We start from the raw sequence: 25,539 nt of genomic DNA on the forward strand, positions 1-25,539 counted from the left end.
CACTTACTATTTCCAACTTAACTGATGATAAAGGATATAAGGATAACTTTTACATACACTATAGCAGGCAACACATATATATACCTATTATATGTCATACACTATGTTGTAGTATAATTATGTAAATTCTTAAAAGTGATCTAATATTACACTATTTCCATAAACTCAGTTTCCAGGAGCATAAGGATAACTTTTACATACACTATAGCAGGCAACACATATATATACCTATTATATGTCATACACTATGTTGTAGTATAATTATGTAAATTCTTAAAAGTGATCTAATATTACACTATTTCCATAAACTCAGTTTCCAGGAGCATAAAGCCTTTCATTCGTAAAAATACCAGAAATCCTCACACATATAAAATAAGCAATCTTAATGTAATAATTATATACAATGTATATCTGCTAGACGTATAATTACTTAATAACACAAATATTCCCGAGATAATTGTATGTAATTATTAGCAGATTCCTTGATGTGATTTATCTCTTCTTCAGAAAGCATCCTAAAAAATTTTGCTGGTCTACCAACCCATAATTCTCCAGATTTAATTATTTTCCCTTTTGTAACTAAAGATCCTGATGCCAACATTGTATTCTTTTCCATAATCACCTTATCCATAATAATAGAACCCATACCAATAAATGCATAATCATGTATTTGACAAGCATGTAGTATACACCCATGTCCAACTGTAACCATTTTACCAATTTCTGTATCACCATAATTCCTATCAACATGCACTACAGTATTGTCTTGAATATTAGTACCTTCACCTACACTGATTATTCCTACATCTCCCCGTAATACTGAGTTGTACCATACACTAGCATCTTTACCAATGTAAACATTCCCTATAACAGAAGCAGTAGGTGCAATAAAGACAGTATTGTCTACATTAGGAACAAAATTTTTATAATTACTTATATTACCCATAGAATTATTTACCCATATTTCCCTGCTTTCATTTTATATATCTTACACAATGCTATAAAGCTATGACAGAATTGTATTGAATACTTACACGACAAGTATTCAATATAGCTATATGGCATATTTTTATATAACAAGAGCAATTTTTCACACATTTAACATATAGTAGGAAATTTATTCAGCACAAGCTGTAAAAAAACATACAAAGTACTTTTACTGGAGGTTATAACAAAATATACCAACTAATTATACTATTGATCTCACATGAAGATTGATATATATAAAAGATATAAGTTTCTAAGTATATATTTGATAATGTCCCGTTATATAATCATCTTATTATTATATTGTTCTATCGGTATTCAAGCATATGTAAGTAATGCTATAGCTTTACCTATACAAACAACAACATCTCAAGTAGCAGTATTCGACTTATTTTCTAACATAATGTTACTAGAGCACAACATCGATGAGCAAATTGTACCTTCATCTATGAGCAATTTGATGACTTTATATGTTGCATTCTCCTATATAAAAGCTGGGTTTGTAAAGATGGAAGATAAATTTAAAACTAGCAAAGAAGCTTGGCAAAAAGGCGGAAATTCCATGTTTCTAAGAGCAGGACAATTAGTAGCAGTAAGAGATTTAATCAATGGGATTATTACAACATCTGCTAATGATGCTTGTATTACTCTGGCAGAAGGTGTAGCAGGTTCACAGGAAAATTTTGTTGATGAGATGAATCGCATAGCACAAAAACTTAATTTAACAAAATCTCATTTCACTAATGTAATAGGAGCACAAGACAAAAAGCAAGTAATGTCAGCACGTGACTTAATAACTCTTATAGTAAAACTTTTTGAAGATTTTCCCGAATATTATCATCTATTTTCTAAAAAAGATCTCAAATACAATAATATATATCAAGAAAGTAATAACTTATTATTATCAGATAATAGAATAGATGCTATGATTAGCGGACACACAGATATAGCAGGATATGGATCCATCATCTCTGCTCAACATGAAGGCAGACGTATATTCATATTAATCAATAATCTTAAAACCGAGAAAGAACGTTTATCTGAAATAAAACAACTGTTAGATTACTCTTTCAATAATTTTAGTAGTAAAACCATTTTTCATAAAGATAATAAAGTAAAAAAAATAGCCATCAGAAACGGTGACGCAAAATACGTAGAAGCTGTTTTTAGTAATGATGTTACCGTTTTATATCCTAAAGGCTCATATAACACAGTAAAAACCTTTTTTTCACATGACAATGTAATATCTGCTCCAATAAAAAAAGGACAAGAAATTGGTAAGCTTTATATACAAATACCAGAATTTACAGAGCGTGTGATACCTATATACGCAGCAAATGATGTAAATAGCCTTAATTTCTTTCAAAGGATATGGTATATATTTTTTCCTAAACCAGATAAATCTGTTTCTTAATAATAACACTAGATGGCATTGGCTAAAAATCTCGATTGGATGTATTGCTACGTGAAGCTAACTAGCTTGCATATCAGTAAAAAGATTAGTTCCTAAATCTGCGTATATATATGAAATTTTTCCAATTTTTACTATACTTATTGATCACATAAACTTACTATTGAATTATAACATAAAAGACGTATATACTGTTTACTCTTATCTTATTCATAATAATCTCAGTTGAAATTTTTAATTATGTAACATTATAAACCTTGTATATCTTTAAATAGGAACATACACTACAGAAGTTTTTAATTTCAAATTTGCAATATATCTCTTGCAATAACGAATCAACTATACTAACAGCCATCTAATAATTAATGGAACCTTGAAAAGGTTCCTATTTTACATATTGATTTATAATATCAACTACTGTCTTTTCACTGAGAACTTGCGGTAAAATTTTAACCTTAACCCCATTAACATACAATACATACAATGGTATGCTATTTTTATCTAGTTGATTAATATAATTTGTGACCTCAGGATTCTTAGAGGTTAAATCAGCTTTCATATAGTAAATATTCTTCTTGATAAATAAAGTTTTGATAGTGTCTAATTGAAAAACTCTTTCATTAACCTTACACGTCAAACACCAATCTGCCCCTATAGATAGTAACACCGTCTTTTTGTCTTGAAGAAGTTGCTCCAACTCTGTTTGAGAAAACTCTATTACCACAATATGCTTCTCTTCTTTATATTTCATTATAAATTCTTTCACTGACTCAAAATACAAAGGAGAAATTGCTACAAATAACAAACATAAGCAAATTATAAATTTACTTATAGGCTTCCAAGATCTTATAAATTTCATAACCGATATCCCCATAACAATCAATATAGCACAAGACAACACAGCAAATAATATTTCTGGTCCCTTTTGTTTTATTAAGATACAGAGCAACCATGCTGCAGAAAAATAAAGTGGAAAAGCCAAAAACCTCTGTAAGATTTCCATCCATCTACCTGGCTTAGGAATGAACTTTAATAAGCCTGGAAAAAATGACAATAACAAATAAGGTAATGCTATTCCAAAACCAAGAACTTGAAAAATCAACAATGAATAGAGATTTGCTTGACTTAAAGCAACAGTTACAGCGGATACCATAAAAGGAGCAGTGCATGGAGTAGCAACAAATGTTGATAATATCCCTACAATAAAACTACCTACTAATCCTTCTCTTTTAGATTTAACTTGATTAAAAGTAGGAATAATAAATGGTAAATCGTAAAACCCAGAAAAAGATAACCCCATCAAAAACATTATATACATCAATAAAGTAATTAATATTGGAAATTGCATCTGATATCCCCAACTTATCAGATAGCCAAAATGACGTAACACTAGAAGCACCGAAGACAATAGCAACATACTGACCATCACTCCAAGTGTATATGATATCCCATCAGCTTTTAGTGACACTTTACTCTTTTGAGAATTTTTAACCATTGACATTATTTTCAATGATAAGACAGGAAACACACATGGCATACAATTTAAAATGATGCCACCAAGCAAAGCACATACTAAAATGTATATTGAATCATCATTAAAAAACATATTTACAACATTTTAAACAGACATTAACATTAACTACAAATTTACAAGAACACACACATAACAACTATAAGTTTGTATACTTAAAAAAGTATTAAAAATATAATTTTACTTTTTAAACTAACGTAAAAATAAATTTATTTACTCTTCACAGACAGTCAAAAGCAACTTCATATTCTAATTTATTTATATAATAGATTCAAGAATTAACATATATTAAAGGTTACCATCCACTGATACAAAATACTAATAAATACTTCTCAACAAGATCAAACATATTACACCTTATGCTAAGCTAAAAGCTTTGACCTTACTAACGATTCATTAAAGCTTATAATGTTTTTCATAATGCTGTTATCCAAATACTGTGGAATTGGATCCTGTCCTATAATATATTTATAAAGCTGATGATCATTAGTACTCACAATTGTCTCATATTTATCAATGTCTTCAGAAGACAATAGATGTATGTAATGCGAAGCAAAATTACCAAGTATTATATCCATTTCTTTGCATCCTCTATGTAAACTCCTGTACAATAGTTTCTTACGTTTCACTAGCAATTCATTCATAAAATTTGTGTCTCAATCTCTCAAATCGCTCAATTAAAATTATTACATATTATGTTGTCAACCATATAAATATACTATATCATCCAACTTAGTTTTAATGACATGTAGTATTCTACCTATGACAAGTATTATTGATAATCTCTATCATGTACTCAACAACGGATCATTCTATTTGCTATCGTTTCTTATTATAATGTCTGTTATAGTTTTTGTTCATGAATATGGTCATTATATTGCTGCAAAACTATGCAATGTGAAGGTCGAAGTTTTTTCTATAGGATTTGGACCAGAGTTGTTTGGCATTAACGATAAATCCGGGACAAGGTGGAAATTTAGCGTAATACCAATAGGTGGGTATGTAAAAATGTTAGGAGATGAAGACCCATCTGGTGCTAAAGCAAGTTCTCAGCATTTATCTGAAAAAGACAAATTGTTTGCATTTTGTGAAAAGCCTTTATATCAAAAATTCTTCATTGTCTTTTCTGGACCACTAGCAAACCTACTTTTTGCTATAGTAGTACTTATGATGTTCTTTACCACCAAAGGCATGATGAAGCATAACTCTGTTATTGGAGGTATAGTACAAAACAGTGTAGCAGAGCATGTTGGATTAGCGCCAGGAGATATGATACTCAAAATCAATGACCATAAGGTTAAATGGTTTGAAGAAATTAAGCAGTATATAGAAAAATATGCAAAAGACAATCAAGAATTAATCATAGAATATTCACGTAATGGACATGTTCATACTGTCAAAGTTAAACCAGCCATCAAGGACGAAAAAGGATTATTTGGCAGCATAAAAAAAAGGCCATTTTTAGGGGTAACAGTAAGTAATACACTTAGTAATTATGAGTTACAGAAATTAAGTATTAGCAATGCTTTTATCCAGTCTATTAATTATACTTATCTGTTATCAAAATCAATTTTTCAAGTGTTGGGACAAATGTTAACAGGGAAACGTAGTGTTTCTGAATTAGGCGGCCCCATACGCATTGCTCAATATTCTGGAGAATCAGTAAAGCATAATGAAGTATTGTTGTGCATGGCCATGATTTCTATCAATCTGGGCATAATGAATCTACTACCAGTTCCTATGCTGGATGGGGGGCATATTTTTCAATATTTTGTTCAAGCTATATTACGACGTAAACAACTCAATCCTAAATATCAGCAATGTATATCTACCATTGGGTTAATGCTTCTGCTGTCTTTAATGATTCTTGCCACGTTTAATGATATAAAAAGTATGTTTAAGTAGTTTTATGAGATACATTATTATTATTTTAATACTATTCACTTCTTCTTTTGCACATGCAGAAGTTTTAAACACTCAAGTCAAGCAAGTTCAAATCAATGGCAATCATAGGCTAGATTATAAAACCATATATTTTTATTCAAAAATTAACTTACAAAACAATATAACACAAGACACTATTGATCAAGTTATTAAGAACCTATACTTAACACAACTATTTTCACATATTGAAGTATATGTTAATAAGGACAATTATTTAGTAATTAATGTAAAAGAAAATCCTGTTATCAATAACATAGTTTTTTATGGAAACAAAGAATTCAATAAAAAGGATTTGCTAAATGACATCCTAAAATTAAAAAAATTAGCAGTTTTCACAAAATCAAAATTACAACAAGATATATCAAATTTGTTACTATTATACCAAAGTAAAGGCAAGTTAAGTGCAAAAATTGATTATGAAGTAAAAGAGCTCGAAAACAATAAAATAGACATAATTGTCAAAATAAATGAAGGACCAACATCCAGAATAAAGACTATCAAGTTTACTGGAAATAAATTCTTTTCAGATAGCATGCTCAAAAAAGCCATACAATCAACTGAATATTATCCTTACAAAATGCTCAATAGTAATACAAAATTTGCTGCTGAAAGGTTAATGCTTGACCAAGCAGGCTTATATAACTTTTACACATCTAAAGGTTTTATAGATTTTAAGATTAAATCTATAGTACCAGAAATGAGAAATGATAATAACATCAATCTTATTTTTTCTCTTGAAGAAGGAATAAGGTATAAGTTTGGTAATAACAATATAATTATAGACAAACAAGTCAACAATTATCAACAATTAAAGGAAGAAATCCAGAACCTTATATTATCAAAAAATGGAGATATATTTAATCGAGAATCCATTAATAATTCTATCGAAAAAATCACTCAACATTTAAATAATAATGGTAACTTTTTTTCAGACATAAAACATGAATACCATATAAAAGATGATGTAGTTGATATAGATTATATAATATATACAGGAAATAAAGTTTATATTAACAATATAAATATTATTAACAACAAGACCACTTTAGATCAAGTAATTAGGCGAAAGTTGAATATTTCTGAAGGTGATATATATAATGCTAGCGTTATCAGTAGATCTTATAAAAATATATTAGGATTAGGTTTTTTCGAATCTGTAAATGTAGAAAATCATAAGATAAATGACAGTTTAGTTGATTTGACTTTTCAAGTAAAAGAAAGAGGTACTGGTACATTTGCTGTATCAGCAGGATTTTCTAGTGTTACTGGACTTGTAGGTAAAATAAACATACAAGAGAGAAATTTGCTTGGAACTGGGAAAATATTATCTTTACAAGCAGAAAAATCCACTTCTTCTTTGTCTAGTAGTATTGATTTTATAGTACCAAATTTTTCAGACACTGATTCAGCAGTAGGATTTGGTTTATTCTATGCACATCAAAACAAACCCGGAGGCCAAGATTCTCCAAACCTTAATTCAAGACTAGGTAATACAGAAGCTGCTTTTAGTAGTAGTAATGCTGGCTTTATGTTACACACATCACATGATATAACTGATGATCTCAATCTTTCATTGAACTATTCCTATAAGCATGTAAACATATTTAATGTTAAAGACACCGCATCCGAGTTAATCAAAGAACAGGCTGGTAAAAACATTGATTCATCTGTTGGATATTCTTTGCAATTCCGCAAATTTGACAATTTGTCTAAAATCAGAGATGGATACCTTATTAAACTCCGTCAAAGCTTTTCTGGTTTAGGTGGAACATTACACTACATTAAAACTGAAGGTTCGATTAATTATAGCAGAGAGATTTTTCCAAAAGTTAACAATGATATTCTTTTAAGTATAAAAACCTCTATGGGATACGTTTTTTCATATAAAAGCAATGAACAAGTAAAAATAAATCAACGTTTCATAATAGGAAGCAATGAAATTAGAGGGTTTCATGCATCAGGTATAGGACCAAGAGATAAAAATACATTAGATGCATTAGGTGGAAAATTTTACTTTAATATGATTAACCAAGTTGATTTCCCTATAGGGCTACCAGATGATTTGGGAATAAAAGGCTCTCTCTTCATTGATGCAGCAACTTTATTTGGCCTTGACTACACAGACAAAGAGTACCATGAGAATAAATCATTAAGACTTTCTGCTGGCTTTGGTTTTTCATGGCGTTCCCCATTTGGGCCAATGAGGTTAGATTTTGGATTCCCTATATTAAAAGAAGATTATGATGTTACAGATATGATAAGATTTTCAATGCAATAAAAAAAAGAGGTATTTATGCGATCAAGATTATTTTTAATTATTTTCATACTACTATTTGGGTTAAATTATCAGGCTTTAGCAAAAAATGATCAGAATATTCCGGTAGCTTTTATTGACCGTGATGTAATTATATCTGAAGCATTATCAGTAAAAAGTATTAGGACCCAACTAGACGATAAAAGAGCAGAATTACAGAAAAATTTTGCAGCAAGAGAAGAAGAATTACATAAAATGGAAGAAGATTTAAGCAAGCAAAAAGCTATTTTAAGTGCTGAGGCTTTCGAAAAGAAGGTTGCAGATTTTAAAACAAAAGTATCAAATCTACAACAAGACATTTCTATAAAAGGATCAGAATTAGAAAACATGTATATGAATGCTATGGAGATGGTTTACAACAAGATTAAAAACATATCAGCTAAGATAGCAAAGGAACAAAATGTTAATTTAATCCTGTTTTTAATGAAGAAGAACCAAGTATTTTACGCTGCTGATGGTATAGATTTTTCTAACGAAGTATTAGAAAGATTGAATAAAGAATTACCAAACATAGAAATAAAGAAATGATATATTAATTAGGGAATTGTATGCAGTTCAATATTCAAGAAATCATAAGGATGATACCACATTCATATCCTTTTTTGTTGATTGATAAAGTAACTGCATGCACACCTAATGAATCTGTAATAGCAATAAAAAACGTTACTTTTAATGAACCTTTTTTTATTGGCCACTTTCCTGGTAATCCAATCATGCCTGGTGTACTCATTGTAGAAGCTATGGCACAAGCATGTATAATATGTGTAATATCCGACACTCAAGAACACAACATGCAGAATTACTCAGTATATTTTATGTCAATAGAGCTAGCAAAATTCCGCAAACCTGTAATTCCAGGTGATACGTTAGTTTTTGAAGTAAGTGTCATACATAGAAGAAAAAATACATGTAGGTTTCAGTGTTATGCACATGTAGAGGATACACTTGTCGCGGAAGCACAAATTCTAGCAATGATTAAGCAAAATGCAGTGTGATTTTTTAACGTGTATATCAATGTAGAAAAATATGAAAATAAAAAGAGCAATTATATCCGTATATAATAAAGTAAATGTCATAGAACTTGCAAAATTTCTAATTGAACAAAAGGTAGAGATCATTGCAACAACTAGCACCTATAAAACTTTATTAGATGCAGGATTACAAACAACAGAAATATCTGATTATACAAATTTTCCAGAAATAATGGGTGGTAGGGTAAAGACTCTACATCCAAAAATTCATGGTGGAATACTAAGTAACCGCAATACACACGCTGCAGAAGGTTTAAACTTAGGAATATATGACATAGATTTAGTTGTTGTAAACTTATATCCCTTCTCTCAAGTTGCAAATATTAAAACCTCAACTGAAAATGAGATAATAGAACAAATAGATATAGGAGGAGTTACCTTACTGAGATCTGGAGCAAAAAACTTTCATAATGTAACAGTTATATCAGACATCAATGACTATGATACATTAAAAGCAGAAATGACTAATAATCAGAATTCCACAACCTTAACATATAGGAAATACTTGGCCACTAAGGCCTTTGCTATCACTTCAGCTTATGATAGTAATATATACAATTGGATAAGCAAAGATAGTAATGACATTTTACCTGAAACATTTATCATACATGGAACAAAGGTACAAACTCTCAGATGCGGAGAAAATCCACATCAAAAAGGTGCATTTTACAGTAGCTCAGAAAGTAAATACCCTCTAAAACAACTACATGGAAAAGAATTAAGTTACAATAATATAGTAGACATAGAATCTGCTATAAATATAGTAGCAGAGTTTACACAACCAGCAGCAGTAATTATAAAGCACAGTAATCCTTGTGGCACAGCCATTGCTGATGATATCACAACTGCATACAACAAGGCTTTTTCTTGTGATCCAAAAAGTAGTTTTGGTGGTATTGTTGCACTAAACAGAGAAATCAACGAAGACATAGCACAAGAACTAAACAAGATCTTCATTGAAGTAGTAATTGGTCCATCAATTACAGATCAAGCAATGAAAATTATACAAAAGAAGAAAAATGTACGCGTTATACTATCTACAGAATATAATTTACCAAAATATATAATTAAAAATGTCAGTAATGGGTTCTTGCTACAAGAAAGTAATACAAATCAGCTATCAAAGAGCGATTTAATACAAGTTACAAATTTCCCAGTATCAGATGAGACCATTTCTAATCTATTATTTGCATGGAAAGTATGTAAACATGTAAAATCCAATGCAATTGTCATCGCAAAAGACCATCGTACAATTGGAGTCGGAGCTGGTCAAATGAGTCGTGTTGATAGCCTTGAAATTGCAATAAAGAAAGCCCAAGATTGCACAGGAGCAGTTTTAGCATCTGATGCATTCTTCCCCTTTACAGACAGTATATTACTAAGTGCATCTGTAAACATCAATGCAATAATCCAACCTGGAGGGTCACTACGAGACCAAGAAGTAATAGAAGAAGCAAACAATAAAAAGATTGCCATGTTTTTCACTAACATTAGAAACTTTTACCACTGATAGCTGACTTTTTATTAAATTAATTTAGCATCTGATGCATTCTTCCCCTTCACAGAAGTATATTACTAAGTAACATCTTGTAAACACATCAGTGTAATAATCCAACCTGGGGAGGGGTCACTACGAGACCAAGAAGTAATAGAAGAAGCAAAAAAGATTGCCATGTTTTTCACTAACATTAGAAACTTTTACCACTGATAGCTGACTTTTTATTAAATTAATTAGCATCTGATACATTCTTCCCCTTCACAGAAGTATATTACTAAGTAACATCTTGTAAACACATCAGTGTAATAATCCAACCTGGGGAGGGGTCACTACGAGACCAAGAAGTAATAGAAGAAGCAAAAAAGATTGCCATGTTTTTCACTAACATTAGAAACTTTTACCACTGATAGCTGACTTTTTATTAAATTAATTAGCATCTGATACATTCTTCACCTTCACAGACAAGTATATTACTAAGTAACATCTGTAAACACATCAGTATAATAATCCAACCTGGAGGGGGTCACTACGAGCTCAAGAAGTAATAGAAGAAGCAACCAAAAGATCCATGTTTTCACTAACATTAGAAATTTTTATTACTGACAGTTGAATCTTCATTAAATTACCTCTAATACAACAACCTTATAAGTAAATATGGTAATTACTCTAAGATTTGCAATAGGTATTAATTAATTTAGCAATATCCAATAGAAAATTGCTATCTTAAATTAGAAGTTTCCATCATCACAATAGATATTTCTACTAAACTAATGCCAATGTCAAACCATACATAAACATAGAGGCATTATAAAATCTTGTAATAGATACAATTAGTTTTTAGTAGTAGCATTAATATGTATATATATATGCCAATACTATAAGAGAGGTCTCTCTAATAAGATTAAAATAGCAATACAATGACTCTTATGAGTATATATGCTTCAGAGCTACACAGATATAAAGATATGCAGAATACATAGTTAACGCAGCAGCCAAATATAGTATCATTTCACCAATGTATAATATTACACTATCATTTAACATTAACATAGCAATAGCAGACATCTGTATAAATGTTTTGACCTTCCCTACTTTAATAACAGGAAGTTCAACATTTATAGAAATCAAAAATTCTCTCAAGCCAGAAATCAAAATCTCTCTACAAATTATCACAACTACAGGAATAATAGTTAGCCCTGTAATTTTACCAATATAAATCAACATAATCACAGCTGCAGCTACAATAAGTTTATCAGCAATTGGATCAAATAACTTGCCAAATTTAGATTGTGTCTGCCATATACGCGCTAAATAACCATCAAAAAAATCTGTAATGCATGCAAAAATAAAAATAATAAATGCAATGTAATTTGAGTTATTATCACCAATATAAAAGCTACATACTATTGCAGGAATCGCAAATATTCTAACTATAGTTAACAAATTAGGCAAAGCCCTTCTAAAATAACCAACCATAATGCATATTATCTCATACCACACCCTATAATAATAATAATCTCAATAACTTCAATATTTATATTAAAGTTATGTACTGTTCAAACATGTCACATAATAATAATTCTAAAACATTCTCAATTATGAATACCGCCACACTTCCTGTAGATCATTTTTATACATGTAATTTATATAAAGTATGAATCATAAAAACTATTTAACTAAATTCAACATCATATAAATATGAAGACTCAGTTAAATACTCTTGTCTATTTTAATAGTAGATCTATAATTTACCCTTTAAGAATACTGTGCATATTCATGTCTTATATAAATAACTATAATATAAAATTATGTCGTAAGTGGTTATTATTAGGTATATCTGCTTTAGCAATATCTGGACTTTTATCTATATTTGTTATTTTGCTTAGACTTCCTATATCAAAATTTTTCATTACAGATGTAGATAAAGTTTTTGACACATCATTAGTAATACATGTAAATTTATCAGTACTAGTATGGGCATCCTCAATTATTTCTATAATATCAAGTTTAATAATTTCCACCAATAAGTACGCAAAATGTTTCAAATATCTATGTTACTTTGCATTTATTGGCACATTCCTAATGGTGCTATCCGTCTTTTTTCCTAATGCAAACCCGATAAAAAACAATTATATTCCAGTGATAAACAACCTATGTTTTTTATTAGGACTATTAACATTCATTATAAGCACACTCTTCTACTCAATATTATCAACCAAATGTCACAACTTACATATCCCTCAAGGCATATCATTGGGAGTACACGGTATTTCAATAATACTCATATGTGCTATCTTATGTTTCACTATGTCTTACTATACAATACATACAACCAATGATTTACACACCATGTCTTTTTATGAAAATATATTTTGGGGAGGAGGACATATACTGCAAATAGCTTTCAGCCAAGCATTACTAATAGTATATTTCATTATGTTAGGAACAAGTAACAAGTTACTGAACACAAATGTAATCAATATTATATTTATAATAAATACTTCATCAACTATTATAGGACCTATTATATACATATATCACCCAGCTGATTCTCAATTTACGATGGATTTTTTTACATGGCACATGCGTATTCTTGGAGGAATAATACCCGCATTTTTATTCATCTTGACACTATTCAATTTCAAAACATTATTAAAACACAATTACCATAGTTTACTATGTACAACTTTACTATTTAGCTATGGTGGTATACTAGGAATACTAAGTATTCATGGTAATGTAACAATACCTGCACATTATCATGGATCTATTGTTGGAATGACTCTGGCATTCATGGGGTTCATTTACTGGCTTTTACCAAAATTGAATTTCGGGAGTACAAATAGCTTTTATGCTAATCTTCAAATTTACATATACAGCTTAGGTCAATTCTTACATATAACTGGATTAGAATGGTTAGGTGGATACGGAGCTATAAGAAAAGTAACATACTTACCTGACACAGCATCAAAAATTGCAAAGTACTGTTTTACAATTGGTGGACTTATGGCCATCATTGGTGGATGTTTGTTCGTAATAATAGTGCTATTACAAACTCGTAAGAAACTTAATTCGACATCATAAATTATTAAGCATAAATCTTTACTACAAAGACCGCATTTACAAAACTTCTATATAGAACACACCCCATATATATAAGTCTTAATATAGAAAAGGCAATCAACCAAGAAACACTTATACTACAAAATTAATATCTTCTTTGTTTACCCCATGTTCGACACAATTATAATTTTGTTATAAAATCGGAAAAAGGAATACAACATTATACTTCCCTAGTCTAAAGATAGAATAGTACTTTATAAAAAACCCATATCAGCACATATTATACACATAAATTTCAATACAAAAACAAAGATCATCTAATAAAAAGTTACAACACCTTTTTAGTATTACAAAAAATTAATGTTTTGTTATGTAAAATCATTAACTAAAAACTTATCCTTAACGTTACTCCTTCACTGTTAAGTACTTTACCTTAAGTTCATTTATAACAACATAAACATATATAACCTATTAGCCATATCAATGCTAATAAATACCACGTAACAATATATTCAAGATGATCATTTCTAATTTTTAGTGGAACATTAGCCGTTATACCATCAAAAGCCACTGTATTATCAGCCCATATTATACAACTCTCCAAAGGAATTTTAATTTGCTTCATCATATTTTTTATATCAAACCAGAACCAAACATTAGCATCAATATCATTTTTAACAAACCACCCAATTTTTTTATAACTATCACAATACAGAATTCCCTGAATATCAAGCTGAGTAGCATTAAGAACTTCAAATTTGCTCATCTTATCTAACACTGTACCTTTGTTCACTAATATATACTTACCATCACTCAAATGAAACGGTTGCAATACATAATAACCTAACCTTCCAGCAAAAACAAAAAACAGATGCTCATTATCAAAAGCTCCATTTACTTTTATACTTTTATAACTCTGTTTTACTAAATCATAAGATAATAATTTAGTGGATGGAGCTTGCATAGTGGTGATAATATCGATTTTTTCCTTCAGCCTAAATATTTGCCACGTACCAAGAAAAACCATTGTAGAAAAGGGAATAATAAAAACAACAATTAGCCTTAACCACATACTATTACTACCTTTTATTTATCTTGTAAGTAAGCTAATATATTTAGATTATAATATTCATGCTGTATGAAAACATAAATCTTCACCCATGAGCATTACAAAAATGTTGCTTCCACCGCTACTATGCTTACCTACAGACATCATATAATTAACAATAAGAACATTAAAAATAATAAATAAACAGCACTTTAATTTATAATTCTACTATCTAAAAATTCTATACAAACTTATATCGTAACTTTTTTTCATTCTCACTATATCTACCAATAAATACCTATCTATACATAAAACAACATACCAAAAATAGTAGATAAACATCACATTAATCTCATAAACTTTGAAGTTACATAACTATATTATGCAAGAAAATCCAAGATGGAATAAAATAATCTATTTTTTATATCTAATAAAAAACATACAATAGCAAAATTAATATTAACAATTTTATGAGATTTATTACCTATAATGAGCTGGATTATATTATCAATCTATGCAAGTATACTATGAAACATTATATGAAACATACTTTTACAGTTTTAATAATATATGCTCTATTCTTGAGCACTAACATATGTTTTGCTAATACTACCAATCAAGATGAAACTATAAATCAAGAAAACTTCTTTACTGTAAAGCGTACCCCATATACTAAAGAAGATTTTGTAAGCTTTATAATAAAATGTCATGCTAAAGGAATACCTTTAGACTTTAAAAAAGAATTTGGTGATAATCTATCTGGAGCAGACTTTAGTGATCTAGATCTGCGGGGATCAGTCTTTAATAATGTAACCCTACTACACGCAAATTTCACTAGAGCTAATCTATCCAACTCTACTTTTATAGATGCTAATATGCAAGGAGCATCCTTTATCAATGCAAACTTCAGTAAATCTAATATAAAAAACTCAAACTTAAATTTTGCTAACTTTACATCTGCAGATCTGCAAAAAACCACAATTACACAGTCAAAAATTAATCACACAAACTTCAGTGATTCAGATATGCGTTACTCCATCTTAACAGAAATAAACGGATCACTCGCGAATTTTTCTGAAACAGAATTAACACTAGTCTCAATATTCAACTCTAGAATAGAAAAAGCAAACTTTCACGATATTGAAGGTGAAAATATAGTCATTCAAAATTGTAACTTATCAAATTCAAACTTTTTCGGAGCAAATTTACATAACTCAAAAATTCAATTTTCAAATCTAACAAATACTATCTTATATGGTGCAAACTTAGATTCATCAGACATAACAGGAAGTGATCTAAGTAACAGTAACATGGAAGTATCAAGCATTTCTTATGCAAATTTTCACAATGCTAACTTAAGCAATACAAACATGCACCTCGTAGATATCCGTTATACTAGCCTTAATAACACAAATTTACACAAAGCACGCATGAGTAACGCAACACTAGTTGGAGTGAATCTAAATAATACTATACTATCCAATGCAGATTTAAGCAACGCAGATTTAAGTGACGTCAGCATAGAAGAATCAGACATGCAAGAAGTTCTTCTTGATTCCACTAATATCACAAAATCAAATATGAAATCTGCTATTTTAAACAATGCAACCATCAACAATACAGTTTTTTCAAATTCTGACCTCACAATGGTATTAATAAAAAATTCACAATGGAATAATTCTAGTATCTATTCAAGCAAATTAACTTCTGCAGTTATAGATAATAATACAATTAAAAATGGCACATATGATAAAGTAAATGCAGCAAAAACACTATGGTCTAACTCAACAATAGAAGACAGTAATATAAATAATAGCAATCTTGAGTTTGCAATATTTAATAAAAATAAAATACACAAAGTCAGCTTTTTCACTAATAATTTAGAATCTGCAAAGATAGAGAATTCCAATATAGTTGGATCTAGCATTCATAGAAGTATTCTCACTAATTTTCTAATTAATAATTGTGACATTAAAAATACAATTATTATCAACAATAAAAACTTTCATTCAAAAGAACTTCCTAAACAAGCAATTACATCTACTAAAGCTTTACAAGATGCTATAACAAACAGTAAAGAATTTAATGTCAATTTTTCCAATTTTGATTTCAGAAAAATAAACTTAAACAATGTAAATTTCTCAAATTCTATATTAAAGAATGCAAACTTTTCAGGTTTATATCTAGAAAATGTCAATTTCTCTAACACGAATTTACAATCCTCTAGTTTTGAAAATTCACAGCTTAAGAATGTAGATTTTTCTAACGCCAACTTAGAGAATGCAGATTTATCTCATAGTAAATTAAATGAAATTAATACATATAAAACAAATTTACGACACGTAAAAACTGGCTATACTAATCAGAAATAAATAAGAACTTATTTCAAGCTCATTCTCACTTTAACAAATTGAATATCCATCATTTTAAAGAAGTTACACTCCATTCATAAGTACAAAATTATACAACTCATCAAAATACTATTTTCTATATAAAAATTTAAATGATCTGACAAAATGCAAAATCATTAAAACAATTATAAAGATATCCTGAGATTAGCATACACTTTTCAAAATATACTTAAAAGTAATGCGTTACAAATAACCTATATATTTGCTCAGCACATTTGAAATATAAATACCAAAGTAACAGCAAAAACACTTATCCAAAACCTTCAATAAGTAATAGAATTAAACATTAACACTCTATTTTTCCTATAATGAAATACTAGGCTTTATAAGCTATCGCATATTTACTGTGGTATGACACAAATTCAGGATATATTTTTATAGATCATCACTTACAAACTACCTCAAAAATAGTATTAATTCACTTTAAATACATGATTCTAATTCATATATTTTCAATTATTGGCAACCTAGCATGATGCGCAACATCAAGGAACGTAAATCTTGGTCTAGTAACAAACGCAAATTCTACTGCTTCACTATATTTACTAGCATTCCATCCAATGTGTTCTGGTTTATTTGGACAATTTATATTAGTCAGCATTTCTTTTACTAACACATTAGATAGTGTCTTTTCTGTAATCTCTTCAACAATAAAAGACCATTTATCTCTAATCAAGCTATTTAAGTAATCTGCTTTTTGTTGATTAATAAACTTTCGAGCCAGTATATCACAGAATTCCTTAGTATATTGTGCATTAAAACACTGTTTTACACTTTCATCACTCATTAAGGTAGGATAAAGCCTTGGTACCGATTTCAACATTCTATGTTGTAAACATGTCATAGTTACCATACTTACACCAATCAATTCACCATGAAAGAAGGACATATTATTTTTTTGTAAAAGTTCTATGGTATTAGCAATCATATGCTCACCTTGACTAGCAGATTGACTTCCTCCTACAATAAACATACCTAACCCTGACAAAAGCAACGCCTGCATTAAGACCATAATACTATACTCATCACGTTTTATTAATCCTAAATAGTCATTGATTAATGCACTTTCACTTTCTTTACTAATTAAAAATGGTAACTCAGTATAGTCACTTCCTAACAACAAATGTGACAATAACCAATCTGCTTGTACTGTAGATCTACAAATGAAATCAGCAAATCCGCTTATTATTAATCTCTTCGGAGCATTAACGATAATATCAATATCTACATATATAGCTTTAGGCAAATGAGATTGTAATGATTTCTTAGACCCATTATTCAGCATTATAGATGCATTAGATGAAGTATAACCATTCATAGAAGGAGCTGTTGGGAATGATATATAGCTTTTATTTGTAATGTAACTTACATATTTACAAATATCATTAATTGTACCACTCCCAAAAGATACTAAAACATCTGAATCCAGAGATTTTTCTTTAATTAAGTCCACTAATTTCTGAGAAGCACAAGACCAACGCGGAATAATAAAATGTTCAAAACTATCAAGCACAACCTTACTTAATAGGGAAACAACATCAACATCTGTAACTATAAAACCATTATTACCATATTGTTTAATTATATCACATATATTGTTACTTATCCTTCTACTAACATGCATACTCTTTATTGCACTGACTATTGATTCCAATGCACAAAAATTCTGATCAACTAGAACCTGCTTTAGAAAGCTATCATACATAACAAAGAGACAAGCAATGTGTTAACTTATTATACATCTAATAACTTTCAACACAAAAAACATTTTATTTATTAAAGAAAGTACACTATCAATTTATGAGCTTATACCTTTTTCATATCACTAATTTTTATACATATACAACTACTTCTATACTGTAGGATTGACTTACCATCTATTAGTACTAATGACTATTATCTTAATAATATAATCTTTAATAATGATCATACATAAGTCACAACATTTAGGTATAAAATAGAAATTTAGTTATTTATTATTCAAAATAATACACTCAATTTACCTATAATCAATTATACCTTACCATCAATTAAATATACACAGCACTATAAAAAGATTCCCTGTGTTTCTCACAATTCTTAGCTATTTATAAAAGTATTGATTTTTATCAAAACATAAGGTGTTGTTATAATGCAACTACATAATAAAAAGTACAATAAGAAACAATCCCTATCTTTATCGATATGAACAGTAATCTTACAATACTTACAATTTCTTTTGCATCATAAATATTATAACATTCACTCAAAAATTTATATTAAGAAACCATATTATTTTTTATAGCTACACAACTCCGATTGACTAACTCTCTGCAATTGATATGATTAAAGTATGATACTTATAATATTGTGTTTGTATGGAGCATGAATGTCAGCAAACCCTCTAGATCAGTTTAAAATTCTAACTATATTTAAGTTACCTAGCATTGGTGGGTATAACATAGATTTTACCAATGCATCATTATTTATGGTATTATCTACACTTATAATTTCTCTTTTCTGCTATGTTGGATTAAGAAAAGAAAATACCCTGCCAAATGGGATACAATTAATCATCGAAATGATTTATAATTTTATTGTTTCTACAATAGAAAGTAATGTTGGCAAAGAAGGATTACAATATGTACCTTTAGTTTTTACAATATTTATATTCATCGCAACATGTAATTTATTAGGTATTCTACCATTAGGGTTTACTGTGACTAGCCATATTGCAGTAACATTTGCAATGTCTATGGTTGTATTTATTAGTGTAACAGTAATAGGGTTTAAACATCAGGGAACACACTTTTTACGTATATTATTACCACAAGGTACACCAGGCTGGTTGGCGCCAATGATGGTCTTTATTGAACTATTTGCATATTGTGCACGCCCTATAAGTTTATCAATACGTCTTGCTGCTAATATGATAGCAGGACATACTATAATCAAAGTAATAGCAGGGTTTGTAATAAAAATGAATATATTTCTTACCCCTCTACCTATGATTTTCATTATTATCTTAATCGGATTTGAAATATTTGTTGCAATATTACAGGCATATATATTTACAGTCTTAACCTGCGTATATTTATCAGATGCAATCAATGAGCACTAAATTTTATCAATTGACTTCATATATTGATATACTTATAATATCCTTAGCTTTTTATAAAGGTAGGAGTATATGGAATCTTTGAAGTTTATTGCTGTAGGGTTAAGTGTTTTCGGTATGGTTGCTTCTGCTTTAGGAGTAGCAAATATATTTTCTACCATGCTCAATGGCTTAGCACGTAATCCCGAAACAGAAGATAAATTAAAAAAATATGTTTACACCGGCGCTGCTTTAGTTGAAGCTATGGGTTTATTCTCTTTTCTTTTAGCCCTGTTATTAATTTTTGTAGCTTAGCGTAGACCATGGATATAATACCTCAATTAGATGTAACGTCTTATCCTTCTCAGTTGTTTTGGTTTTTTTTGTCTTTTAGTGTTTTATATTTAGTAATCAGTAAAAACATTCTGCCAAAAGTTGAAAACGTTATAAAAAAAAGGTATACTATTACAATAGGTGCTATAGGTTATGTTGAAAATAATTTAACCAGTGCACAGGATGAGTTAAATAAGCAGTTATTCAGTCTAGATGAAGCAAAAGCTGAAGCAAATAGGATTATAAGTTCTGCTCTTCAAGAGGTAAAGAGTACTAATGCAGATCTAATGGCCATGTTAGATCAAGAAATACAAAAAATGTTTAGTATGGCAAGTGAATACATGCACAACTTAAAGTGTCAAACAGAACAAGAATTAATAGACCTTACATGCGAAATAGCTTTGACGTATTATAGTAAAATGTTAGGCACTGAATACGCTGATAAAGATAAGTTACGTGATATAACTACTAGATTATACAAGGAGAGAACATGATATCTACATATTTCGTTACCAATCTTGCGTTTTGTATTGGAGCCTTAGCAACCTTTTGGCCATTATATAAAAAAATCAGACAATCTCTGTCTTCAATGTTAAACAAGCTAAAACAAGAAGTCATATTACCTGATGATATTCAAAAACAATCTCAAAATTTGTTAAATAGTGCAATAGCTCAAAATCATGAAACTGAAAAAACCATCACTGAAATCCTAAAGAAGGCACAAGAAGAATACAACCTTATCATTTCATCTAACAAAAAAGAGATTGAGAATATGATAGAAAAGCATCTTGATACAGCTGTACAAAAGATATCTGATCAAGTATCATCTATGGTTCAATCATTAAAATTAGACACTGTTGATATAGCAACAAGTGCCATTCAAGAATTAATTAAAGAATACAACAATGATCACCAAAAGCAAGATAATAGTGGTGTTCTTTCTACACTAGATCGTGACTTAAGAAAAAAATTACACTAGCTATCAATTTTTACTGAAATCAACCTTAAAAGTTTCTTTAGCATGCTGCTTTTTCTAGGTGTGTTTTTTCTCTTAGTATGTATTCTATTCGAAATTAATAAGACTGTACCTATAGCTGCAGAAAACGATGGATTATATTTATAATCATGAGTAATCCCCTTTAACTCTATAGGTAACCCTATTCTCACTTGCTTTTTAAACACGTAGCTTGCAACTTCTTTAATGTTAGTCAACTGACTTGAACCACCTGTAATTACTATCCTATTAATCAAATTCTTTTGCTTTACTATTCTACTTTTTACTACATTAAAAATTTCTTCTACCCTAGGTCTAATTATTTTTTCTAAATCAGAACGCACAATTGAAATAACCTCGTCTTCACCAATATCAGCTTCTATTATACCATCTTTATCTGGAGATATTAGCATGGCATCCCCATACAATACCTTTATACGTTCAGCATCTTTAACATTTACACACAATCCATATGCTATATCATTGGTAATATGAATACCACCTAAAGGAACACTATCTGCATATATCAATCTTCCTTTATTAAAAATACCAATAGATGTATACCTCCCACCAATATCGATAATCATCGCTCCAAGTTCTTTTTCATCATCAATAAGACATGACAACCCTGAAGCATAAGGTTCTGCTATACATCCACCTACATTTAAATTACTACAATTAGTGATACAGTTTTCTATATTTAACAATGCAGACTTTGAAGCAGTAATTACATGGATACTAGCTTTTAGGTTACTTCCATATAACCCTTTCAACTCTGTAATATTATTTACATCATCAAGGCAGTATACTATTGGAATATTATGAAGTACAACTTGTTCGTTACGACACTTATCATAAGTCTGCAACATAATATTTCTAATATCAACATCTGAAATTTCATGCAGTGTTACACTAATTTCATTAATGATACTTGTAGAATCAATATCACATCCAGAAATATTCACAAAAACTTGACTTATTGTTGGTTCTTGCGCCATTCCCTTTGCTGATTCTATGCAAGATAATATAGAACATTTTGCAGATTCCATATCAGTAATAGTACCACCACTAATTCCTTCGGAAGCTCTATACCCTATGCCAATAATTTCAAGATCATTGTTATGAGAGACTCTAACTATAAAACAAACTATTTTTGTAGATCCAAGATCTACAACAGCAAAAACACTCCTTCTTGGATCTGTAATAACAGCAGAATGTAACATATAATATACATGGTAAATGATTAAAAATTTATAGTATTACTAACTCTAAGTACTCAATGTTATATCCTTACAAAAGAATATCAAGTTTTTTTCAAATTTAAATATACAAGTAAAAAGTAGTTTTAATATTTTCAGGAAACATATTTTTTATGTAAAAATTAATGAAATATTTTAATTAATATAGTACTTCAGTGACACGTAAAACCAAACAAATACGTGCAAATTCTAAACACAAGCAAGACTTATGCTGACCTACTCTTAAATAAACCATTTGTGACTAAACACACACAGGCAAAAAATGGTATAATTTCCAGCCTTCCCATCAACATAAAACAAGACAATAGTACTTTCATTAAAGGTAATATGTGATAATAATTACCATTTGGACCTACTATATCTCCCATACCAGGTCCTGTATTACTAAAAGCAGCAGATACCGCACTAAAAGCAGTAATGAAATCAACTCCACTACCAGATAAAAGCGTACATCCTATAAATAACATAGCAATATATAGAAAAAAGAATAATCCTATATTATGAATACAATACTTACTGATATCTCTCCTATTATATCTAATAGTAGTCGTCTTAGAAGGATGTATAAGATCATCTATATAAGCACTTAAAGCTTTTAACAATAATACAATTCGATGAATCTTAATACCACCACTAGTAGAACCGCTACACCCACCTATTAGCATTATAAAAATGCCAAAAACAGAAAAAAAATGCCAATGACTATAATCACAATTCACAAGACCTGTAGAAGTATTCAAGGAAACAACTGAAAACACAGAATATCTTAATATGCTAATCAAGGAATAATCTGCTGTTATTTCATCAAAATTGCAACTTACTATAGATATAATCATAAAAAGAAAAAGCATTACAGCAAAAAACACTACTTGTTCATCATAAAAATATTGCTTTGTAATAGCTTTTAAATACACGATTAAAGGACAAGCACTTAATAACATAAATATTACTGCTATAATCTCAATATATATACTGTCAAAATGTTGTAGAGAATCATCATAATTAGAAAAACCACCAGTAGACACAGTCGACATCGCATGACATATAGCATCGAACCATGACATTCCAGCAATCCAATATGATATTGAACACAAAGTCATTAATACACAATATATAACAAAAACATACATTAATGACCTAACAATACCATATTTAAATTTTTTAGACTGATCGGAAGACTCAGAGTGATATAACTCATGTAAATTAATAATTTTCAAGCAAGGCAGTAGAAAAATACCACTTACAATAATTCCTAACCCTCCTATTGCATTCAATAAAGATCTCCAAATTAGAATTCCCGGAGACTCACTTTGTAAATTAGTTAATACCGTTGCTCCAGTAGTAGTCAAGCCAGATACAGCTTCAAAAAAAGCATCTATATAAGCAATTTTACCGTCAAAAACAAATGGCACCGCTGCTATTATAGATAGAACAACCCAGACAATAGCTGTTACAATAAAAACCTCTGTCCTTTTTAAGTTAGATAACTTTCCAAAAAAAAGACACATTAAGCTAAAAGAAGAAGTAAGAAGGTATGCATAAAAAAAGTCTTGCCAGACATATCCAGTATAATAATTCACTACTATTGGAATAAACATAAGTAGAGTAAAAACCAAAGAGAATACCCCAATAACAAATATTATACTACGCAAACTCTTACAACACATGATATACATTCTTTCTCTGAACGTACCTTTGTAATATATAACCATTAATATGTAATGAACAATATTTGAAATTTTAGTAAACTTGCAATAGGAAAAACATTCAATCCAAGCACTAATCCTTACTTGTAAATATGTAAAGCTTTTCTAGATTATCGATATGTCTTTCTAAAGACATATATGTAATATAAAACTATTATAATTCAAACCTTTAAACTTGCACAGTCTATAATAGTATCCACAACCAACCTAAATTGTATTTATATATATACATCCTCTGAACACATGCATATAGAATCATTAATATGTAATGAATAACTTTAGAACTTAAATTAATCCTATCTACAATATAAACATTCTTTCTGAACACATATTGTATACAGGATCATCAATATGCAATTAGTGACATCAAGATTTAATCATATTTATTAACATCACTAGCAATAATACAATTAACCCTTACCAAACAAAATTTACAAATAACGGAAATAATGTATTAAGTGGCAACATAGCCCTATGTATATAAATTTAATACAAATTAAAAAATTGTAATTCACATATTTAAAAAAATTTCCAAGACTATAGATATATTTTCTAGCAGTTACAGGTAATTAATCATAAGATTTACATGCACTAAAAAATTACATAGAACATTGTACTTAAAAATACTAACTAATATAATATACATTCCATGTTGAAATTTCTCAATCAAAAGTCATGCAATTTGCACAGTTACCAGAATCCCACCCATAACATACAAGACAAGCGCTATAACATATAGATTTTCAATCAAAACTCTTACATATTTCAAAATTAATAATATTTTTACTACTAGACTGTACAAAGACTCATAACTATAATAGTGTATGAACTTGGAAAGGTGGCTGAGTGGTCTAAAGCGCACGCCTGGAAAGTGTGTATGCAGTAATCCTGTATCGAGGGTTCAAATCCCTCTCTTTCCGCCATTTATTTTTA

The 25,539-nt window shown here is 29.4% G+C and carries 20 protein-coding genes and 1 tRNA gene; 13 read left to right on the forward strand and 8 right to left on the reverse strand.

The genetic code is table 11. The features are described from left to right. Positions 1–430: 430 nt before the first annotated feature. On the reverse strand, positions 431–946 hold the full coding sequence (locus tag MR76_RS04145; RefSeq protein ID WP_024072448.1) for a gamma carbonic anhydrase family protein: 516 nt from the start codon (positions 944–946) through the stop codon (positions 431–433). A gap of 312 nt (positions 947–1,258) precedes the next feature. On the opposite strand from MR76_RS04145, the gene MR76_RS04150 reads away from it, so the two are divergent. Further along, positions 1,259–2,401: a D-alanyl-D-alanine carboxypeptidase family protein gene (locus MR76_RS04150; RefSeq protein ID WP_052327681.1), complete on the forward strand. Its 1,143-nt coding sequence runs from the start codon at positions 1,259–1,261 to the stop codon at positions 2,399–2,401. Between the two features lie 382 nt (positions 2,402–2,783). On the opposite strand, the gene MR76_RS04155 is transcribed toward MR76_RS04150, so the two are convergent. Together MR76_RS04155 and MR76_RS04160 are read right to left on the reverse strand one after the other, a co-directional pair. Beyond that, complete coding sequence (locus MR76_RS04155) at positions 2,784–4,004, reverse strand: protein-disulfide reductase DsbD family protein (protein WP_024072450.1); 1,221 nt, start codon at positions 4,002–4,004, stop codon at positions 2,784–2,786. 287 nt (positions 4,005–4,291) lie between these two features. After that, a complete protein-coding gene (locus MR76_RS04160) occupies positions 4,292–4,573 on the reverse strand; it encodes a succinate dehydrogenase assembly factor 2 (protein ID WP_024072451.1) in 282 nt (93 codons plus the stop codon). A gap of 193 nt (positions 4,574–4,766) precedes the next feature. Between MR76_RS04160 and rseP the strand changes: the two genes are divergently transcribed. The 5 genes from rseP to purH are packed head-to-tail and all read left to right on the forward strand — an operon-like array spanning position 4,767 to position 10,728. Next, positions 4,767–5,834, forward strand: a complete 1,068-nt coding sequence (rseP, locus tag MR76_RS04165; RefSeq protein WP_235111272.1) for an RIP metalloprotease RseP — start codon at positions 4,767–4,769, stop codon at positions 5,832–5,834. Between the two features lie 4 nt (positions 5,835–5,838). Next, positions 5,839–8,151, forward strand: coding sequence for an outer membrane protein assembly factor BamA (gene bamA, locus MR76_RS04170; protein ID WP_024072453.1), 2,313 nt, complete (start codon positions 5,839–5,841; stop codon positions 8,149–8,151). A gap of 15 nt (positions 8,152–8,166) precedes the next feature. Then, positions 8,167–8,715, forward strand: coding sequence for an OmpH family outer membrane protein (locus MR76_RS04175; RefSeq protein WP_024072454.1), 549 nt, complete (start codon positions 8,167–8,169; stop codon positions 8,713–8,715). A gap of 20 nt (positions 8,716–8,735) precedes the next feature. Continuing rightward, positions 8,736–9,182: a 3-hydroxyacyl-ACP dehydratase FabZ gene (gene fabZ / locus MR76_RS04180; protein WP_024072455.1), complete on the forward strand. Its 447-nt coding sequence runs from the start codon at positions 8,736–8,738 to the stop codon at positions 9,180–9,182. A 31-nt stretch (positions 9,183–9,213) separates the two neighbouring features. After that, positions 9,214–10,728, forward strand: coding sequence for a bifunctional phosphoribosylaminoimidazolecarboxamide formyltransferase/IMP cyclohydrolase (gene purH / locus MR76_RS04185; RefSeq protein WP_024072456.1), 1,515 nt, complete (start codon positions 9,214–9,216; stop codon positions 10,726–10,728). A gap of 912 nt (positions 10,729–11,640) precedes the next feature. Here the strand turns inward: purH and pgsA are convergent. Continuing rightward, positions 11,641–12,192: a CDP-diacylglycerol--glycerol-3-phosphate 3-phosphatidyltransferase gene (gene pgsA, locus MR76_RS04190; RefSeq protein WP_024072457.1), complete on the reverse strand. Its 552-nt coding sequence runs from the start codon at positions 12,190–12,192 to the stop codon at positions 11,641–11,643. Between the two features lie 300 nt (positions 12,193–12,492). On the opposite strand from pgsA, the gene MR76_RS04195 reads away from it, so the two are divergent. Continuing rightward, on the forward strand, positions 12,493–13,800 hold the full coding sequence (locus MR76_RS04195; protein WP_024072458.1) for a cbb3-type cytochrome c oxidase subunit I: 1,308 nt from the start codon (positions 12,493–12,495) through the stop codon (positions 13,798–13,800). 418 nt (positions 13,801–14,218) lie between these two features. Here the strand turns inward: MR76_RS04195 and MR76_RS04200 are convergent, their stop codons facing one another. Further along, a complete protein-coding gene (locus MR76_RS04200) occupies positions 14,219–14,851 on the reverse strand; it encodes an SURF1 family protein (protein WP_024072459.1) in 633 nt (210 codons plus the stop codon). A 503-nt stretch (positions 14,852–15,354) separates the two neighbouring features. On the opposite strand from MR76_RS04200, the gene MR76_RS04205 reads away from it, so the two are divergent. Beyond that, positions 15,355–17,199, forward strand: coding sequence for a pentapeptide repeat-containing protein (locus MR76_RS04205; RefSeq protein ID WP_024072460.1), 1,845 nt, complete (start codon positions 15,355–15,357; stop codon positions 17,197–17,199). A gap of 481 nt (positions 17,200–17,680) precedes the next feature. Here the strand turns inward: MR76_RS04205 and MR76_RS04210 are convergent, their stop codons facing one another. Then, entirely contained in the window at positions 17,681–18,943 is a 1,263-nt protein-coding gene (locus MR76_RS04210; RefSeq protein ID WP_024072461.1) for an iron-containing alcohol dehydrogenase, read from the reverse strand. 663 nt (positions 18,944–19,606) lie between these two features. On the opposite strand from MR76_RS04210, the gene MR76_RS04215 reads away from it, so the two are divergent. The 4 genes from MR76_RS04215 to MR76_RS04230 all read left to right on the forward strand — a co-directional run bounded on the left by MR76_RS04215 (position 19,607) and on the right by MR76_RS04230 (position 21,626). Next, entirely contained in the window at positions 19,607–20,338 is a 732-nt protein-coding gene (locus tag MR76_RS04215) for a F0F1 ATP synthase subunit A (RefSeq protein ID WP_024072462.1), read from the forward strand. Positions 20,339–20,407: 69 nt separating this feature from the next. After that, a complete protein-coding gene (locus MR76_RS04220) occupies positions 20,408–20,629 on the forward strand; it encodes a F0F1 ATP synthase subunit C (protein ID WP_006011614.1) in 222 nt (73 codons plus the stop codon). Between the two features lie 8 nt (positions 20,630–20,637). After that, a complete protein-coding gene (locus tag MR76_RS04225; protein ID WP_024072463.1) occupies positions 20,638–21,141 on the forward strand; it encodes a F0F1 ATP synthase subunit B family protein in 504 nt (167 codons plus the stop codon). Beyond that, positions 21,138–21,626: an ATP synthase subunit B family protein gene (locus tag MR76_RS04230; protein ID WP_024072464.1), complete on the forward strand. Its 489-nt coding sequence runs from the start codon at positions 21,138–21,140 to the stop codon at positions 21,624–21,626. The genes MR76_RS04225 and MR76_RS04230 overlap by 4 nt, the downstream gene beginning before the upstream one ends. On the opposite strand, the gene ftsA is transcribed toward MR76_RS04230, so the two are convergent. Both ftsA and MR76_RS04240 read right to left on the reverse strand, forming a co-directional pair. Beyond that, positions 21,623–22,864, reverse strand: coding sequence for a cell division protein FtsA (ftsA, locus tag MR76_RS04235; protein WP_024072465.1), 1,242 nt, complete (start codon positions 22,862–22,864; stop codon positions 21,623–21,625). The genes MR76_RS04230 and ftsA overlap by 4 nt on opposite strands. Positions 22,865–23,106: 242 nt before the next feature. Next, positions 23,107–24,552 carry a TrkH family potassium uptake protein gene (locus MR76_RS04240; RefSeq protein WP_235111274.1) on the reverse strand — a complete coding sequence of 482 codons (1,446 nt, stop codon included), beginning with the start codon at positions 24,550–24,552 and terminating at the stop codon, positions 23,107–23,109. Positions 24,553–25,438: 886 nt separating this feature from the next. Here MR76_RS04240 and MR76_RS04245 point away from each other — a divergent pair. After that, positions 25,439–25,529: transfer RNA gene (locus MR76_RS04245), tRNA-Ser, on the forward strand. Positions 25,530–25,539 lie beyond the last annotated feature (10 nt).

Origin of the sequence: Ehrlichia muris AS145, from assembly GCF_000508225.1 — a bacterium.
Taxonomy (GTDB): domain Bacteria; phylum Pseudomonadota; class Alphaproteobacteria; order Rickettsiales; family Anaplasmataceae; genus Ehrlichia; species Ehrlichia muris.

Coding starts and splice junctions, on each gene's coding strand:
- MR76_RS04225 (WP_024072463.1), top strand. CDS start 20,638: ATGGATATAATACCTCAATTAGATGTAACGTCTTATCCTTCTCAGTTG.
- fabZ (WP_024072455.1), top strand. CDS start 8,736: ATGCAGTTCAATATTCAAGAAATCATAAGGATGATACCACATTCATAT.
- MR76_RS04150 (WP_052327681.1), top strand. CDS start 1,259: ATGTCCCGTTATATAATCATCTTATTATTATATTGTTCTATCGGTATT.
- MR76_RS04220 (WP_006011614.1), top strand. CDS start 20,408: ATGGAATCTTTGAAGTTTATTGCTGTAGGGTTAAGTGTTTTCGGTATG.
- MR76_RS04145 (WP_024072448.1), bottom strand. CDS start 946: ATGGGTAATATAAGTAATTATAAAAATTTTGTTCCTAATGTAGACAAT.
- rseP (WP_235111272.1), top strand. CDS start 4,767: ATGTCTGTTATAGTTTTTGTTCATGAATATGGTCATTATATTGCTGCA.
- MR76_RS04210 (WP_024072461.1), bottom strand. CDS start 18,943: ATGTATGATAGCTTTCTAAAGCAGGTTCTAGTTGATCAGAATTTTTGT.
- MR76_RS04155 (WP_024072450.1), bottom strand. CDS start 4,004: ATGTTTTTTAATGATGATTCAATATACATTTTAGTATGTGCTTTGCTT.
- bamA (WP_024072453.1), top strand. CDS start 5,839: ATGAGATACATTATTATTATTTTAATACTATTCACTTCTTCTTTTGCA.
- MR76_RS04200 (WP_024072459.1), bottom strand. CDS start 14,851: ATGTGGTTAAGGCTAATTGTTGTTTTTATTATTCCCTTTTCTACAATG.
- purH (WP_024072456.1), top strand. CDS start 9,214: ATGAAAATAAAAAGAGCAATTATATCCGTATATAATAAAGTAAATGTC.
- MR76_RS04160 (WP_024072451.1), bottom strand. CDS start 4,573: ATGAATGAATTGCTAGTGAAACGTAAGAAACTATTGTACAGGAGTTTA.
- pgsA (WP_024072457.1), bottom strand. CDS start 12,192: ATGGTTGGTTATTTTAGAAGGGCTTTGCCTAATTTGTTAACTATAGTT.
- ftsA (WP_024072465.1), bottom strand. CDS start 22,864: ATGTTACATTCTGCTGTTATTACAGATCCAAGAAGGAGTGTTTTTGCT.
- MR76_RS04230 (WP_024072464.1), top strand. CDS start 21,138: ATGATATCTACATATTTCGTTACCAATCTTGCGTTTTGTATTGGAGCC.
- MR76_RS04175 (WP_024072454.1), top strand. CDS start 8,167: ATGCGATCAAGATTATTTTTAATTATTTTCATACTACTATTTGGGTTA.
- MR76_RS04215 (WP_024072462.1), top strand. CDS start 19,607: ATGTCAGCAAACCCTCTAGATCAGTTTAAAATTCTAACTATATTTAAG.
- MR76_RS04205 (WP_024072460.1), top strand. CDS start 15,355: ATGAAACATTATATGAAACATACTTTTACAGTTTTAATAATATATGCT.
- MR76_RS04195 (WP_024072458.1), top strand. CDS start 12,493: ATGTCTTATATAAATAACTATAATATAAAATTATGTCGTAAGTGGTTA.